Here is a 15,777-nt window from a genome sequence, read left to right on the forward strand (position 1 = left end):
TTTGACCGCGACTAGAGGTTCCGGCGGCGGGCGGAAACTCGCCCCGGACCGTCGCCGTCTATCGGTCGCATTGCGGTCAGGCCGGCTTCGATGGATCTGAGAAGCTCAAGCGCGGCATTGAGCTTGCGTGTGTCGCCGCCGGCGGCCTCGGATACGGCAGTTGCCCACTCCTTGCGCACCAGGGCGTAATTGTGGGCTCCCCGCCGGGTGCGGTGGACGCTGACGCCCCGGCGATCTTGCGGGTCGACATGGCGCTCGATCAGCCCCTTGCCTTCCAGGTCGCGCAGCACGGTGGAAACATTGGTGCGCTGCAGCCCGGTCGCCGTCGCGATCTGGCTGGGCGTTGCGGAAGCGTGCGCAACGAGGTGGCGCATCACCATGCCCTCCGATTGCGACAGCGACAGCGCTTTTTCGTCCCGGTAACCGCGAAATTGAATCTCACGGGCAATGATGAGAATCAAGTCGGCCAGGTCCGCCCAGCGAACAGCCGGGGGAGCTTTGCGTGCGGACGATTCCGGGTCGGTTTCCATAGGGCGCAGTTTACAGACTTCGAACGGCTATGTATATGAGCATAATCATTATGACAATATAACTATGATTTCATACACATCTGGAGGTTCGGATGACCAACTCGACAATCGCCGCCGGGCACGCTTGGCACACACCTCGTTCCATGGCCCGCGCCGGCGGGCTGCACGGGATTGGCGTGTACGTTCTGCTCGCCGGCGCCTTCCTGCCGATCGCCGACTTTTTCATCGTCAACGTGGCGCTGCCGACCATCGCCACCTCGCTGCAGGCTACGCCGGCCGCACTTGAGCTGGTGGTTTCAGTCTATGGTGTGGCTTACGCCGCCATGCTCGTTCTCGGCGGCAGGCTGGGCGATCGTTTTGGACGCCATAGCCTGTTCTTGGTCGGGCTCTCCGGGTTTATCCTCGCCTCTCTCGCCTGCGGTCTGGCACCCACCATCGATCTCCTTATCGCCGCCCGCCTGGTCCAGGGCGCAATGGCGGCGATGCTCGTGCCGCAGGTGCTTGCGACCTTCCAGGCCACGCTGGAAGGCGAACGCAAGACCCGGGCCATCGCGCTTTACGGCGCCACCTCGGGCATCGCCGCGGTTGTCGGCCAACTCGCCGGCGGACTGCTGGTCAGCGCCAATCTGTTCGGCACGTCCTGGCGGCCGATCTTCCTGATCAACATCCCGCTCGGCGTCATGGTGTTCTTCGCCTCGCGGGCGGTCGTGCCAGCCAACCGCTCGCCGCACCCCGCGGGCATCGACGTCGCCGGCACTATACTTTTCGCCGCCACGCTGACGGCTCTGCTGGTGCCGCTGACCGAAGGCCATTCGCTCGGCTGGCCGGCATGGACGTGGGCAATGCTGGCTGCAGCCGTCTTGCTTGCCGTCGCGACGGTCACCGTCGAAAGGGCCGCCGAAGCGCGCGGCGAGATGCCGTTGCTGCCGCCGTCGCTGCTCAAGCTGCCCTCGATGTCGCGCGGCCTGGCCATGATCACGCTGTTCAGCGTCGGCTTCGGCGCCTTCATGTTCGTCTTCGCGCTCACCGTCCAGAACGGGCTCGGCGCCAACCCGCTCGAAAGCGGCCTCGCCATCCTGCCGATGGCGGCGATGTTCTTCATCGGTTCAGTGGTCAGCCCGCGCATCATCGGCCGTTTCGGTCGTGGGGCGCTCGCGGCCGGGGGTCTCCTGCAGGCGCTTGGACTGGTCACGTTGATCGCAATCACCGTGTCCAGTTGGCCAAGGGTGAGCCTCCTCGAATTTGCCGTGCCGCTGGTCGTGATCGGGGCCGGACAATCGATGTTGTTTTCGGGCTTGTTCCGGGCCGTGCTCGCCGATGTCCCCAAGCATCTGGCGGGCGTCGGCAGCGGCGTCCTCATCACCCTACAGCAGTCGGGCCTGGCGCTCGGGGTCGCAACCTTGGGCACGCTCTACCTGGCACTGGAGCCGGCGAGCATTTCGCACGCCTTCGGCACGGTCATCGCATGTCAGTTCGTCATTGTCGTCATGCTGGTCCTGTGCACCGGGCTGCTGCCGCGGTTCAACAAGGATCAGACCGACGCCCAGCCCGTGGAGATGTGATTTCAAATGCCGGAACAGCGTGGAAATCACGGATCTGAGTTGCCGGGGCTGAAGGAACAGGCCGATAGCTGGCTTTAGGTGGGCGATGGTCGTCCGCGCATTCGTCATTCAACTGGGTGATGATGCTGACGGCGAACTCTGAATTGGACGGCGTAACCCATCTCGGGAACGCTATGCACGCAAAACCGGCCTCGGCGCAGGTGGGTCGCGGCCTCGACGAAAAGCACATGGAGCTCTGGGATGACCGCCCCTCGCAAGATTCTCGATCACCTGTTCGACGCCACCGGAGGTGCCGAGCCCCGGCTGACCAGCGGCGACATCGTCAATCCGAGCCGCCGCGCATTTTTGGCCGCCGGCTGCTTTTGTCTGGCCTGCGGCCTGGCGACGCCGTTGTTCGCTGGCGCGCCCATGGCCAAAAGCCAGGCACCTGGGTTCCATCGTTTGACGCTCGGCGATTTTGAGATAACGGCGCTGTCCGATGGCAGCAATATGCTGCCCGCGACGAAGTTGCTGCAGGGCGACCCGGCGCGGATCGAGGAAGCACTCAAACGCAACTATCTCACCGAGGTCGTCGAGACGTCGCACAATTCCTTTCTCGTCAATACCGGAGCCAGGCTGGCGCTGATCGACGCTGGTGCCGGGTCTCTGTTAGGCCCTGGCACCGGCCACCTGCTGAGCAATCTCAGCGCATCAGGCTATCGGCCGGAGCAGATCGATGAGATCTACCTCACGCACCTGCACACCGACCACGTCGGCGGTCTCATGGTCGACGGCCAGAGAGCCTTCCCCAACGCCGTCGTGCGTGTCGAAAAGCGCGACACCGACTATTGGCTGAGCGAGGCAAACATGCACGCGGCTCCCGCTGAAGCGAAGCGGTTCTTTCAGGCCGCCATGGCATCGATCGGGCCATATCTGCAAGCGGGCAAGCTCGCCGTTTTCGATGGCAACACCGATCTGGTGCCCGGCGTGCGTGCACAAACCGCCTATGGCCACACACCTGGACATACAATGTATGTGGTCGAGAGCAAAGGCGAGAAGATCGTCCTGTGGGGCGACGTCGTGCATGTCGCCGCGGTACAATTCAAGGACCCGTCCATCACGATCCAGTATGACGCCGACGCATCGGAAGCCGAGCGCGTGCACGAGCGCGCGTTCGCCGATGCGGCTGACAGCGGCTATATCGTAGGCGGCGCCCACATATCGTTTCCTGGGCTTGGCCGTGTCCGGCGCGACGCCGCGAACGTCTACTCATATGTGCCCCTGAACGGTTAGAACTGGTGCCGCGAGGAAGCCGGATCCATCTGCGCCAGTGACATCCTGGATGTCGCTTCCGCCGTAAGATCATGTCGTTCCCACGAGCGGCGCTTCTCCAACCAGCTAGCCATCGAAGGACGAACCGCAGGCGTCCGTCACGAGCGCGCGAAACCATTGGTGGGCGGGGTGCTGCTGCAATCGTTCGTGCCAGATCAGCTTGTAGAGCAGTTTCTCGGTTTCGAACGGCAACTCGCACACCACCAAGTCACGTCCATCCGCAATGGTTCGCCATGGTCCATTGAAGAAGCCGAGCGGCACGCAGGTGATGAGGTCGCTACGCGAGACAATCTTCAGCGCGTCGGCAAAGTGATTGACCACAACGGCGATCGTCCTTGTCCGTCCCGTCAGGCTGAGCCAGCCATCCACCAAGCCGCGTTCCAGACCGGACGGGGTCGCCAAGACGTGCGCCGCGGCGGTGAATCGATCGAGCGTCAGGCAATCGGCCAGGTCATGTCCGCCGCGCATGACGCAAACGTAGCGATCTGTCCGCAGGCTCCGCACATGCATTTCTCTTGGCAGCGAGGCAAACATGCCCACGGCGCAGTCAAGGGTGCCGCGATCGATTCCTTCCAGGGAGCCTTCATGGGTATGCACCGCGAAGGAAACGCGGGCGCGCGGCGCCGCGGCCTGCAATTTCAGCGTAATTTCGCTGACGCCTTCCATCGCGAGACTGTCGGTGACGGCAATGCGAAAACTGGTCGCATCCGACGCGGGATCGAACTCGTCGGGCGCGAAAGAAGCGCGAATTGCCGTGAGCGAGCGATGAAGGTCGGGCCACATCGCGACCATGCGAGCGGTGGGCTGGACCCCCGTTGCCGTCTTGAGGAAAAGTTGATCTTTAGTGAGGCGGCGGGCTCGACGCAACGCATTGCTGACCGCCGGCTGGCTCATCGCCAGGCTCGAGGCCGCACGTGTCACATTCCTCTCCAGCATGATGGTCTCAAGGACCGCAATCAGGTTCAGATCAAGGCGCACGTTATTCACCCAGCAAATGATGCATTGGTCGATTCTAAATTGGACGCATTGATGGCGGCAAGCCATCCTGATGCCGCTGATCGGAGGATAAGGCATGAATGATACAGCTCTCGCGGATGTGCTGCCGAAGCTCACCGGCAAGATCAGTCGCGACCGCATTCGACTGATGCGGGTACCGCGCCCGCCGAAGGATCTGATCGACGGCTTCAAGCGGATCGGCGACGCCACCAGCGTCATCTCGGACATCATGGATGAGCTCGGTATCACCGGCGCGGTTGGCGCATCGGTTCTGAAGCCGACCCTGCCTTCGGTGTCGATCGTCGGTCCGGCGCTTACGGTGCGCAACATCCTGCAACGCGAGCATGTCTACGAAACGGCGAAAAACCACGTCAACCGGATGGCGGAGTTCGAGGCCCACAACCTGGCGCTGCCGGGCGACGTTGTGGTGATCGAGGGCGTTGCCGGCGTTTCGAACATGGGCGGAATTTCGGCCCAGACCGGAAAACGGCAGGGCGAGGCCGGAGCAATCGTGGACGGAGGCGTTCGCGACCTTGGGCATTCGCGGCGGGTCGGATATCCGCTTTGGGCCAGCGAGATAACGCCTGTCACAGGCAAATGGCGCATCGAGACCGTGGAGATCAACGGCGAAATCCAAGTCGCCGGCGTGCGCGTTGCTCCAGGCGATATCGTCGTTGCAGACGAAACCGGCGTCTGCTTCATCCCGATTGCCCGGGCCGCCGAAGTTCTGGCAAAGGCGCTGAGGAAGTCGGCGCTTGAAGAGGCCAAGTGCGAAGCAATCGACGCCGGTACCTCCGTTGCGGATCTGCCGGGCAATGCATGAGGCGATAGGTCAGGTCACCCCGTGAGAAAGCTTCGCGTCGCCATCATCAACGACTACCAGGACGTGGTCCGCACGCTGGACTGCTTCTCCAGGCTGGACGGCCACGACGTCACGATCTGGACCGATATCGTCGAGGATGTCGACATTCTGGCAGATCGCCTGGCGGAGGCGGACGTCCTGGTGCTGATGCGCGAGCGCACCAAGATCGACGAAGCTTTGCTGAGCCGCCTTCCCAAGCTGAAGCTCATAAGCCAGAACGGCCACATTCCCCACATCGATCTGGCGGCCTGCGACAGGCACGGTGTCGTCGTTTCGTCCGCTCTGACGTCGCGTCCGTCCTATTCGACGGTCGAACTCACCTGGGGGCTGATTCTTGCGGCGATGCGCAACATTCCTTTCGAGAGCGCGTCGCTGCGGCAAGGCCATTGGCAGACCACCATAGGCCTCGGCCTGCGCGGCCGCGTCCTCGGCATCTATGGTTTCGGCCGCTTGGGCTCGATGGTGGCGCGGATCGGCAAGGCCTTCGGCATGGAAGTGCTGGTCTGGGGACGCCAAGGTTCGTTGGATCGCGCTAAGGCCGAGGGTTTCAGCGTGGCACAAGACAAGCCGTCCCTGTTCAGGCTGTCGGATGTTCTCAGCTTGCATCTGCGGCTGAATGCCGAGACCACCGGCGCGATTGGGCCTGACGACCTGGCCTTGATGAAGCCGACGGCTTTGCTTGTGAACACCAGCCGTGCCGAGCTGATCCAGCCGGGCGCTTTGGTGGCGGCGCTGAAGAGCGGTCGCCCCGGCAAGGCGGCAGTCGACGTGTTCGAACGCGAGCCGCTCACCAATCCGGACGACGCCCTGCTCAGGCTTCCAAACGCCCTGTGCACGCCGCATCTCGGCTATGTCGAGCGCGACAACTATGAGTTCGCGTACGGCAATGCGTTCGACCAGATCGTAGCCTTCGCGGGCGGAACCCCGATCAATGTCCACTCCGCTGGCGGCCAGAAACAGGATCACTGAAATGAACCTCGAGCTCGACGGGAAAATTGTCCTCATAACCGGGGGCAGCAAGGGAATAGGGCTGGCCTGCGCACGCGCCTTTGCCAGGGAAGGGGCCCGCGTGGTGATTGTGTCACGCAGCCAGGAGAACCTCGACAACGCCAAGAAAAAGCTGGCCGCCGAGGGGCTGTCGGCAACGAGTTTCGCCGCCGATCTGTCGGACGGGCTTGCGGCAAAGCAAATGGTCGCCGCGCTCGAGGAGCAGGTGGGGCCGATCGCGTCCCTGGTCAATTCGGCCGGCGGCGCCAGGAGAGTTGCCCCCGACGAACTGACGCCGGACAAATGGCGTGTCGCGATGGACGCGAAGTTCTTCACCTACATGAACGTCACCGACTACGTCCTGCCGCTGATGGTGGCGCGGGGCGCCGGCACGATCGTCAACATAGTCGGCACCGGCGGGAAGATCGCGTCACCCATGCATTTGCCGGGAGGCGCCGCCAACGCGGCGCTGATGCTCGCCTCGGCGGGGCTGGCAGCGGCGTGGGGGCATGCAGGCGTAAGGGTGAACGTGATCAATCCGGCCGCCACCATGACCGAACGCCTGCAATTGTCGCTTGAAGTCGAATCCAGGGTGACTGGCAAGACGCCGGAAGAACTGCTGCGGCTGAACGAGCAGCGAATTCCGCTGCGGCGCTACGCAAATCCTGAAGAGGTGGCCGATGCCGCGCTTTTCCTCGCCAGCGCAAGATCCTCCTACGTGACGGGCGCTTCGCTGACCATGGACGGAGGACTTACGCCACTGGTTGTCTAGCCAGCGTCGCATCGACAAAACGGGAGGAAAAGATGTTCACTTGGTACAGGGAGTTGACGTCGCGCGAGCGGAACACCTTCTGGGGCTGTTTCGCCGGCTGGGCCGTCGATGCGATGGATGCGCAGCTCTTCAGCTTCGTGCTGCCGATCCTCATCGCGGCCTGGGGAATGACGACGGCGCAGGCCGGCTATCTGGCCACCGCGACGCTGCTCTCCGCGGCGATCGGAGGGTGGCTCTGCGGCTATCTCGCCGACCGTTTCGGCCGTGCCCGCATCATGCAGTTCACGATCCTTTGGTTCTGCGCCTTCACTTTCCTTGCCGGGTTCGCCCAGGACTTCCAGCAACTGATGGTCTTGCGCATCATGCAGGGGCTGGGCTTCGGCGGCGAGTGGGCGGCCGGTGCGGTCCTGATGGGCGAGATCATCCGCGCCGAACATCGCGGCAAGGCCGTAGGCACCGTCCAGAGCGGATTCGGCATCGGCTGGAGCGCCGCCGCCATATTGGCTGGCGTGGTCCTGGCGCATTTGCCCCAGGATTACGGATGGCGCGTGCTGCTGATGATCGGTGTGCTCCCCGGCGTGCTGGTGCTCTATCTGCGCCGCAAGATCGAGGAGCCGGAGATCTTCGTCAAAACGCGCGAGCTCGTCGAGAAGAGCGGCGTTCGGCCCGGGCTGGGTGCGATATTTCAGCCTGACGCCCTGCGCGTGACGATCCTTTCTTCATTGCTGGCATTCGGCGTGATCGGAGTCGGCGGTGCGATCGTCAACTGGCTGCCGACCTTCATGAAGACGGTGCGCGAACTGTCGCCGAGCGCATCTGGATATTACCTGTTCGTGGTGACCGGCGGCTCGTTTTTCGGATTTCTGGCCAGCGCATACCTGGCCGATCGTCTCGGGCGGCGGCGGACGTTTCAGCTTTTTCTGGTATGTTCATGGCTGATCACCATCGCCTATATGTTCTTGCCGCTCTCCGGCTGGTCGCTGATTATCCTGGGTGCGCCGTTCGGCTTCTTCACCATCGGAAACTATGCCGCGCTCGGCCCGTTCTTCACCGAGCTTTTCCCCTCCGCCATCCGCGCCAGCGGTCAGAGCTTCGCCTACAATTTCGGTAAGGCGGCCGGTGCGGCCGCCGTATCCAGCATCGGAATACTGGCGCAGCATATCAGCCTGGCTGAGGCGATCGGCCTTGTCGCGCTGTTGGGCTACAGCATCGCATTCGCCGCGACCCTGATGCTGCCCGAGACGCGGGGAATTCAGCTGACGTCCGGCTATGAACCGCCCGCGCCGCGTCCCGACACCGGCGCTTCCTCGCCACCCGCGCAAGCCTCGGTTTTGCGCGCGAGACGATAGGTCCTTCCAGCCGCACTCGTCGCCAGGCATTCAGACCAGCCGTTCACGAGTTTCCCGCTACAGATCGCGAAGGATCAGCAGAACCATGCGCAAAAGTATTTCGGTGAAAGGACTGAGCCACAGGCATCCAGTTCCCAATGCCTGCCGGATCGGCAACATGGTGTTCTCGGGGGCGATTCATGGCGTCAGTCCGACGACGCAGGAATTGCCGGCCGGAATGGCGGCTCAGTCGGCCAATGTGTTCGCCAACATGCGCGCCGTCATCGAGGCCGCCGGCGGCAGCGCGGAGGACATCATCAAGGTGGATATCTATCTCCGCGACAGCAGCGACAGGGTCGCCGTCAATGAAGAATGGCTGCGGATGTTTCCAGATTCCGAGTCGCGTCCGGCCAGGCACATTAGGCCGTTGACACCGGACAGCGCTTCCCTGGTGCAATGCGAATTCGTCGCAGTTGTCGAGCTCTAGATTTGCATCTGCTGTACTCAGCGCTCGCAATTTCTGCGTGAGATCAGTTCAGGTCGATGCATGCCGGCGCCTGCGGGTGAAGTGGTCACCTAAGACGCCGATCCACACAGCTTTCAATCGTGCGTGCGCTGCTGCCAGAAGGTGACGGCAAGCTGCTCGAGATGCGTGCGCATGGCCTGCTCAGCGCGATCGGGATCACGGGCCGCGATGCCGTCATAGATCGCCTTGTGCGCCTCGAACGCCGTCTTTTCCTGCCCCTTTGCCGCAAGGGTCACCGTGCGCTGTTCCTTCAGCCACTCCGAGATCTGGTCGTGCAGCGCGATGAAGACTGGATTGCGCGCCATCTTCGCCAGTTCGAAGTGGAAGGCGATGTCGGTTGAGGTGAAGCGCTCGCGGTCGCCGATCGCTTTCCGGTTGGCTTCGAGCGCAGTCGCCAGCGCCTCGAGGTCCGTGGCCGTCGCGTGCCGGGCGGCCTCGCGCGCCAGCCCAACTTCGAAGAACAGGCGCGCGCCCTGGAAGTAGCGATGTCCCTCCTCGGTCGAAAGCATCTGGCGCACGGCCGGAGCCATGCCAGTGAAGATGTGCGAGGCGGTCGGCATCAGCACCTTGGCCCGCGCGCCGTTGGTGAGTTCGACCAGCCCGGCCTTCTGCAGCGAGATCAGCGCCTCGCGGATGGCGGGCCGGCCGACGCCGAAGCGCGTCTGCAGGTCGCGCTCGGGCGGCAACTGGTCTCCGGGCTTCAGCTTGCCGGACAGGATCTGCGCCTCGAGATGCGAAGCCACGTGCTCGAAGAGCTTCTTGCGTTCTATAACGAGAGGATCGACCATAGACCTTTCATACCATCATACTTGACAACCATGCAACTGCTTGCAAGGATGACCGGCAACATAACCAGACAAGGCCGGATCGGCTAGCGGCTTCGCTCGCCGAAAGCGCGTTTCCACAAGATCCCGGAAACGGCGCCCCGGCTTTGCCGAAAACAACCCGTCGTGGGACAGGGAGCGAAAGACATGCGGATCGCCATTCTGGGCGGCGGCGGTGCCATGGGCGGCATTTTCGGCGGCTATCTTGCCCGAGCAGGCAATGACGTGACGCTGATCGACGTCTCGAAGCCGGCGGTGCAAGCGATCAACGACAACGGCCTCACGATCGAGGAGAAGGACGGCTCCCGGCCGGTTATCCGCGTTCTGGCAACAACGGAGCCGTCGAAGGTCGGACCGGTCGACCTGATCATCAACTTCGTCAAATGCTATCACACCGATGCTGCGGTCCACGCGGCGGCCCCGATGATCGCGGGGGAAACGGCGGTGCTCAGCCTGCAGAACGGCTGGGGTAACGCGCCGCGCATCGCCGGCATTGTGGGCGAAGACAAGGTTCTGGTCGGTCTGACTTACCACGGCGGCACGTTGCTCGGCCCCGGCAGGGTGAAGCATCCCGGCGTCGGGATGACCTATATCGGCGAACTGAGCGGCAAGGCGACACCTCGCCTGGACAAGGTGGTCGAGACCTTCCGTGCCGCGCAGATCGAAACCACCAGGTCCGAGCGCATCCTGGACGAGGTATGGAAGAAGCTGGCGCTGAACGCCTGCACGCTGCCGGTCGCCGGCCTATTGCATCTCATGTCGCACGAACTGGTCGCCTTCGACGGCGCCAAGTCGCTGATGGCGGCAATCCTGAAGGAAGTCGTGGCGGTTGCCAAAGCGCAGGGCATTTCGCTCGATTATGACGAGCGCTGGGCCGCCATAACGGGGTTGCTGGAGAAGGCCGTGGGCGGCAAGGCCTCCATGCTCCAGGACGTCGAGGCGCGGCGCCAGACGGAGATCGAGGTCATCAACGGCGCCATCGTCGACGCCGGCAAGCGCACCGGCGTGGCCACGCCGGTGAATGAAACCATGGTCTGGATGATCCAGGCCAAGCAAGCTCACTACCTTCAGGCCAAGGCATAGCCATGCCGGCCGCACTTGTCAGCGCTTGAGGTCGACATGGCACCGCGCCTGCAGATCTCGCAGCTTTGCAAGACGTTCCCCGGCGTTCGGGCACTCGACGACGTGTCGATATCGGTCGAGCCCGGTGAAATCCGGGCACTGCTTGGCGAGAACGGCGCCGGCAAGTCCACGCTGGGAAAGATCGTTGCCGGCGTCTACAGCCGCACCAGCGGCGAGGTGCGGCTCGATGCCGCCGTACTCGGCGACCTCGACGAGAAGGCCGCGGGCGAGCTGGGCATCGGCATCGTCCATCAGGAAGGCTCGCTGGTGCCGCAGCTGTCGGTCGCGGAAAACATCTTTGCCGGCCGTCAGCCGACAAAATGGTTCGGCCAGGTCGATATCCGGCTGATGCGCGAAAGAGCGCACGCTCTCATCGCCCAGCTCGGCGTCGCCATCGATCCGGCAATGAAAGTGGCATTCCTGTCGCCAGCCCAGGCGCAGATCGTCGAGATCGCCAAGGCATTGTCGCGCGAACTGAGGCTGCTGATCCTCGACGAGCCGACGGCGGCGCTGACGCTGACCGAAACCGAAAAGCTCTTCGAGATCGTGCGCCGGCTGGCCAGGGACGGCGTTTCGGTCATCTATGTCTCCCACCGCCTGGCCGAGATCTTCGCGCTCTGCGATTCCGTCACGGTGCTCAAGGACGGGCGGCTCGCCGGTACGCGCAAGGTCGCCGAGACGACGACGGACGAGTTGATACGGCTGATGGTCGGGCGCGAGGTTCATCTCACCCGCGAGGCTTCGGCGCGGCAAGCGGGACCGATCGTTTTTGAAGCCGACGGGGTCTCCGCGCCGCCGCTTGTGCGCTCGGCTTCGATCACCGTGCGCGCCGGTGAGGTTGTTTGTCTTGCCGGATTGATCGGTTCCGGGCGGAGCGAATTCTGCGAGGCCATTTTTGGCGCCAGGCGCCGCACGGCCGGCGACATCCGGATCGGAGGCGCACCGGTCGACCCTCACGGCCCGTGGGACGCCAAGCACGCCGGCATCGGCATGGTTCCGGAGGATCGCAAGACGTCGGGTCTCTTCCTCGGGATGGACCTCGTCAACAACATCGCCGCCACTGTGCTTTCGAAGGTCTCGTCCGGCGCCAACTTCTCCAACAGCAAGGCCGAACGGCTCGCAGGCGGTTTCGTCAAAGAGCTGCGCATCGCCACCCCCAGCGTGCGCAAGATCGTCGGCGAGCTTTCGGGGGGCAACCAGCAGAAGGTCCTGCTCGCGAAATGGCTGGCCATGGAGCCGCGCCTGCTCATCGTCGACGAGCCGACGCGCGGCGTCGATGTCGGCGCTCGTTCCGAAATTTATCGCCTGCTGCGCGGACTGGCGGAGAAGGGCGTGGCGCTGCTCGTCGTCTCGTCCGAGCTGCCCGAGGTGCTGGCGCTTGCGGACCGGATCGTCGTGATGGCCGAGGGCCGCACGGTCGGGGAACTGCCGGGCGAGGGGGCGACCGAAGAGCAGGTGTTGCGGCTGGCGACCCGGTTCACGTCGTCGGTCGCGAACGTACGCGAGGAAGCGGTTGGAGCATGAGCGTGGCACAGATATCCGAGAACGAAGCGCAGGCCCCGGTCGAACAGCGCGAGGCCCTGCCGCTGCGCATTGTGCGCCGCCTGGCCAACTCGCGTGAGCTGACATTGTTCGTGCTCGTCGTGCTGCTCGCGCTGGCGATGACCATCGTCTATCCGCACAACTTTCCTACTGGGCCCAACATGCGCGCCGTGCTGCTCAATCTGGCACCCGTCGGCATTCTCGTCTGCGGCATGATGCTGCTGATGATCGCCGGCACATTCGACCTGTCCGTCGGATCGACGCTCGCGCTTTCCGGGGTCTGGGCAGGTGTAGTTGCCGGCTGGTGGGGCTGGCCGGCAGAGGCAGCTCTTCTCGTCGGCGTTCTGGTTGGTGCGGTTGCCGGCTTGATCAACGGGCTGATCGTCACGCGCATCGGCATCAACGCGCTGATCGCGACGCTCGGCACGCTCACCATCTATCGCAGCCTGACCTATGTGACGGCCGGAACGGGCGTCACGCCGATCTCCGACAGCTTCGCCGAATATGGCCGCGCCGCCGATCCGATCCTGCGCATCCAGTCGCCGTTCTGGGCGATGCTGATCCTCGTGCTGGTCGGCGGCTGGCTGGTCGCACGCACCCGCTTCTTCCGCCAGTTCTATTTCGTCGGCGGCAACCCGCGCGCGGCCCAACTGTCCGGCATCCGCGTCGACAGGCTGATCCTCATCGGCTTCATCATAATGGGTGCGCTGGCAGGCATCGCCGGTGTGCTCGGGGCGGCGCGGCTCAACAGCGCTGTTGTCAATGCCGGCGTCGGCATCGAACTCAAGGTCATCACCGCAACGGTCCTTGGCGGCGCCAGCCTCAAGGGCGGCGAGGGCACCGTTCTGGGCGGCATTCTCGGCGTGCTTTTCATCGCGCTGATCGAGAACGCCATGATCATCAACGCGGTTGGCGTTTTCTGGCAGGGACTGGTCGTGGGGCTTGTCCTGCTGTTCGCCGTTTCGCTCGACCGCTTCAAGACCGCGGGCCGCGGCTAGGCCGGCGGGAACCGAGGGGAATCCGGCAAGGCCGGTGAACTGCAAAAACTGGGAACAGAACCCAATCAGGAGGAAACGGGAATGCGCTTTATGATGAAATCGACATTGGTCGCCTTGGGGATAACGGCGCTCGCGGCAGCCGTGACGGCACCGGCGCGCGCGCAGGAATCGTCTTTCGGCCCGGCCGACGCGAAGGAAACCTACTACTGGATTTCCAACAAGGCCAACCTGCCGCTCTTCGTGCAATACGACTATGTCGGCATGAAGAAGATCGCCGAGGAGCTCGGCGTCAAGGTGGTTGTGGCCGGCCCGACCGATTTCGACCTGCCAGGCTTCATCGCCGCGGTCGATCAGGTCTGCGCCCAGAAGCCGAACGGCGTGTCCGTGGTGGGCGGCTGGGATCCGTCGCTGACGGAATCGGTCAAGAAGTGCCTGGAGCAGGGCGTCCCCACCGTCGTCGATGACGGCGACCTGCCGGACTCCGGACGTCTCGCCTACATCGGCACGAACTGGACGCAGGTCGGTGTTGCTCAGGCCAAGAAGATGATGGAGAAGCTGCCCAATGGCGGCAAGCTCGCCATGATGTCGATCATCAACGCCGGTAACATGCGGGAGGCAGTCGCCGGCTTCAAGGCCTATATCGAGGCCAATGGCGGCGGCAAATACAACATCGTCTCCAACGAGGACGACGGCGGCGATGCGCAGAAGGCGGCGCAGGTGACGGCCGCGATCCTCGCTGCCCATCCCGACATCGCCGGCTTAGCGGGCTTCGATTCGGAGTCGGGCGCCGGCATCGTGACCGCGTTGCGTGAGGCCGGCAAGAATCCGGGCGACATCAAGGTGACGGCGATGGAGCAGACGCCGGACTTCTTCAAGACCGCCAAGGAAGGCTGGGTCGACGGCATAGTGGTGCAGAACCGCGAACTGTTCATCTACTACGCGGTCAAGATCCTGCACGACTACAACCACAACGGACTGAAGTCCGCCGGCCTCGGCGCCAGCGACGGTGGCCGCCCGGTTCCGGACACGCTCGACACCGGCGTGCTGCTCGTCACCAAGGACAATGTCGACAAGGTGACGGCCGCGCTCGGCGTCAAGTAGTCGACCGCCACACTGAGGGCTCTGCCCTCTTGCCTCCGGCGTTTCACTCCCCGGCCGTCGGAGGCAACATCGAAGCCAGCCAACCCAGAAGTCGCGCCCATGGCCGCAATGGTGACAACGGACGAACCGAACATCCCGGACGAGGTGGACATCCACGATCCGGCGTTCGTTGCCGATCCATTCTCGGCTTTCGAGCATTTGCGCCGGAAATGTCCGGTAGCACGCTCGAACAAATACGGGGGCTTTTGGTTGCTGAGCCGATACGACGATGTACGGAGCGCCGCAATCAATTGGCGCGACTACACGTCCAGCGTTCCCGGCGTGACGGCCATTCCCGTGATCACGCCGCGGACCGAACCCCAACTGCCGATCGAAATCGATCCGCCCCGGCATTCGCGTTATCGCGCCCTGGTCAACCCGGTCTTCGCGCCGCAGCGAATTGCCGCGATCACACCTCGCGTAAAAATGCTGGCCCGGTCGCTCTTCGAAAAGATGATCGCTGCGGGAAAGGCCGAGGCCGTTGCCGAATTCTGCGTGCCGGTTGCGATCACGTCGCTCGCGGCCTTCACCGACGTGCCGCTGCAAGACTCGGACAAGTGGGTCGGCTGGATCACCAGCATGTTCAACGTGAAGGACCCGAGCGCTGGAGCGACGGCAAGCCGCGAACTCAACACCTATATCGAGACCCTCATTGCCGCGCGGCGCGCCAAGCCGACGGGCGATTTCGTCAGCATGCTGATAGCGGCCGAGATTGACGGCGAAAGGCTCGACGACATTCAGATCCGCTCGTTCATGACCGTCGTGTTCGGCGCGGGTTTCGAGACCACGGCGGACGCCCTTTCGGTCATGCTGCTCTGGCTGGCCGAGCATCCGGAGGCGCTGGATCGGCTTGCAAGCGAACCGAAGCTTGTTCCGACCGCGGTGGAGGAGTTCCTGCGCCATTCCTCGCCGATCGAGATTTTCGGCCGCAATGCCTCGCATGATTTGTGCCTGCACGGTCGCGATATAAGGCGGGGCGACATTGTGGCCCTTGGTTTCGGCGCGGCGAACCGGGACCCGTCGGTATTCGATGCGCCGGACGAGATGCGCCTCGATCGCAGTCCCAACAAGCATCTCACCTTCGGAGCCGGCCCGCATCTGTGCGCCGGCGCCGGCGTGGCGCGCATGGAAATGGCGGTGACGCTCGAAACGCTGATCGAGACCGGCGCGAGGCTCGCACCGGGATCGGAGCAAGAGCTTCGCTGGAAGACACGCGGCGACCGGCGCGGGCTCGCTCGACTGCCGCTCACAATCGACACGAGAAAGACGAACTGAAG

15 protein-coding genes are annotated in these 15,777 nt (G+C 63.7%); 12 read left to right on the forward strand and 3 right to left on the reverse strand.

Annotated features, from left to right (window positions below):
- Positions 1–11 precede the first annotated feature (11 nt).
- On the reverse strand, positions 12–530 hold the full coding sequence (locus tag CK224_RS26965) for a MarR family transcriptional regulator (RefSeq protein WP_095783890.1): 519 nt from the start codon (positions 528–530) through the stop codon (positions 12–14).
- A 92-nt stretch (positions 531–622) separates the two neighbouring features.
- Between CK224_RS26965 and CK224_RS26970 the strand changes: the two genes are divergently transcribed.
- Both CK224_RS26970 and CK224_RS26975 read left to right on the forward strand, forming a co-directional pair.
- On the forward strand, positions 623–2,092 hold the full coding sequence (locus CK224_RS26970) for an MFS transporter (RefSeq protein WP_245426251.1): 1,470 nt from the start codon (positions 623–625) through the stop codon (positions 2,090–2,092).
- Between the two features lie 240 nt (positions 2,093–2,332).
- Entirely contained in the window at positions 2,333–3,364 is a 1,032-nt protein-coding gene (locus tag CK224_RS26975) for an MBL fold metallo-hydrolase (protein ID WP_082980455.1), read from the forward strand.
- Positions 3,365–3,469: 105 nt separating this feature from the next.
- On the opposite strand, the gene CK224_RS26980 is transcribed toward CK224_RS26975, so the two are convergent.
- A complete protein-coding gene (locus CK224_RS26980; RefSeq protein WP_245426253.1) occupies positions 3,470–4,381 on the reverse strand; it encodes a LysR family transcriptional regulator in 912 nt (303 codons plus the stop codon).
- A 94-nt stretch (positions 4,382–4,475) separates the two neighbouring features.
- On the opposite strand from CK224_RS26980, the gene CK224_RS26985 reads away from it, so the two are divergent.
- From CK224_RS26985 to CK224_RS27005, 5 genes are all read left to right on the forward strand, one after another.
- A complete protein-coding gene (locus CK224_RS26985; RefSeq protein ID WP_095783892.1) occupies positions 4,476–5,222 on the forward strand; it encodes an RraA family protein in 747 nt (248 codons plus the stop codon).
- A 21-nt stretch (positions 5,223–5,243) separates the two neighbouring features.
- Positions 5,244–6,230: a D-2-hydroxyacid dehydrogenase family protein gene (locus CK224_RS26990; protein ID WP_095783893.1), complete on the forward strand. Its 987-nt coding sequence runs from the start codon at positions 5,244–5,246 to the stop codon at positions 6,228–6,230.
- A 1-nt stretch (position 6,231) separates the two neighbouring features.
- Positions 6,232–7,020 carry an SDR family oxidoreductase gene (locus CK224_RS26995; RefSeq protein WP_095779527.1) on the forward strand — a complete coding sequence of 263 codons (789 nt, stop codon included), beginning with the start codon at positions 6,232–6,234 and terminating at the stop codon, positions 7,018–7,020.
- A gap of 32 nt (positions 7,021–7,052) precedes the next feature.
- On the forward strand, positions 7,053–8,369 hold the full coding sequence (locus CK224_RS27000) for an MFS transporter (RefSeq protein ID WP_095783894.1): 1,317 nt from the start codon (positions 7,053–7,055) through the stop codon (positions 8,367–8,369).
- Between the two features lie 85 nt (positions 8,370–8,454).
- Positions 8,455–8,835 (forward strand): RidA family protein, encoded by a 381-nt coding sequence (locus CK224_RS27005; RefSeq protein ID WP_095779525.1) that lies wholly within the window; start codon positions 8,455–8,457, stop codon positions 8,833–8,835.
- Positions 8,836–8,948: 113 nt separating this feature from the next.
- On the opposite strand, the gene nanR is transcribed toward CK224_RS27005, so the two are convergent.
- Positions 8,949–9,662 (reverse strand): transcriptional regulator NanR, encoded by a 714-nt coding sequence (gene nanR / locus CK224_RS27010; protein WP_095779524.1) that lies wholly within the window; start codon positions 9,660–9,662, stop codon positions 8,949–8,951.
- Positions 9,663–9,845: 183 nt separating this feature from the next.
- Between nanR and CK224_RS27015 the strand changes: the two genes are divergently transcribed.
- The 5 genes from CK224_RS27015 to CK224_RS27035 all read left to right on the forward strand — a co-directional run bounded on the left by CK224_RS27015 (position 9,846) and on the right by CK224_RS27035 (position 15,775).
- Positions 9,846–10,781, forward strand: a complete 936-nt coding sequence (locus tag CK224_RS27015) for a 2-dehydropantoate 2-reductase (protein WP_095783895.1) — start codon at positions 9,846–9,848, stop codon at positions 10,779–10,781.
- A 36-nt stretch (positions 10,782–10,817) separates the two neighbouring features.
- The gene (locus CK224_RS27020; RefSeq protein WP_095783896.1) at positions 10,818–12,344 is read left to right on the forward strand and encodes a sugar ABC transporter ATP-binding protein; all 1,527 of its coding nucleotides are present in this window, start codon (positions 10,818–10,820) and stop codon (positions 12,342–12,344) included.
- 2 nt (positions 12,345–12,346) lie between these two features.
- On the forward strand, positions 12,347–13,360 hold the full coding sequence (locus CK224_RS27025; RefSeq protein WP_245426256.1) for an ABC transporter permease: 1,014 nt from the start codon (positions 12,347–12,349) through the stop codon (positions 13,358–13,360).
- 81 nt (positions 13,361–13,441) lie between these two features.
- On the forward strand, positions 13,442–14,461 hold the full coding sequence (locus CK224_RS27030; protein ID WP_095779522.1) for a substrate-binding domain-containing protein: 1,020 nt from the start codon (positions 13,442–13,444) through the stop codon (positions 14,459–14,461).
- Between the two features lie 99 nt (positions 14,462–14,560).
- The gene (locus CK224_RS27035) at positions 14,561–15,775 is read left to right on the forward strand and encodes a cytochrome P450 (protein ID WP_095783898.1); all 1,215 of its coding nucleotides are present in this window, start codon (positions 14,561–14,563) and stop codon (positions 15,773–15,775) included.
- Positions 15,776–15,777: the final 2 nt, after the last annotated feature.

The sequence above is a fragment of the Mesorhizobium sp. WSM3862 genome (assembly GCF_002294985.1).
Classification (GTDB): domain Bacteria; phylum Pseudomonadota; class Alphaproteobacteria; order Rhizobiales; family Rhizobiaceae; genus Mesorhizobium.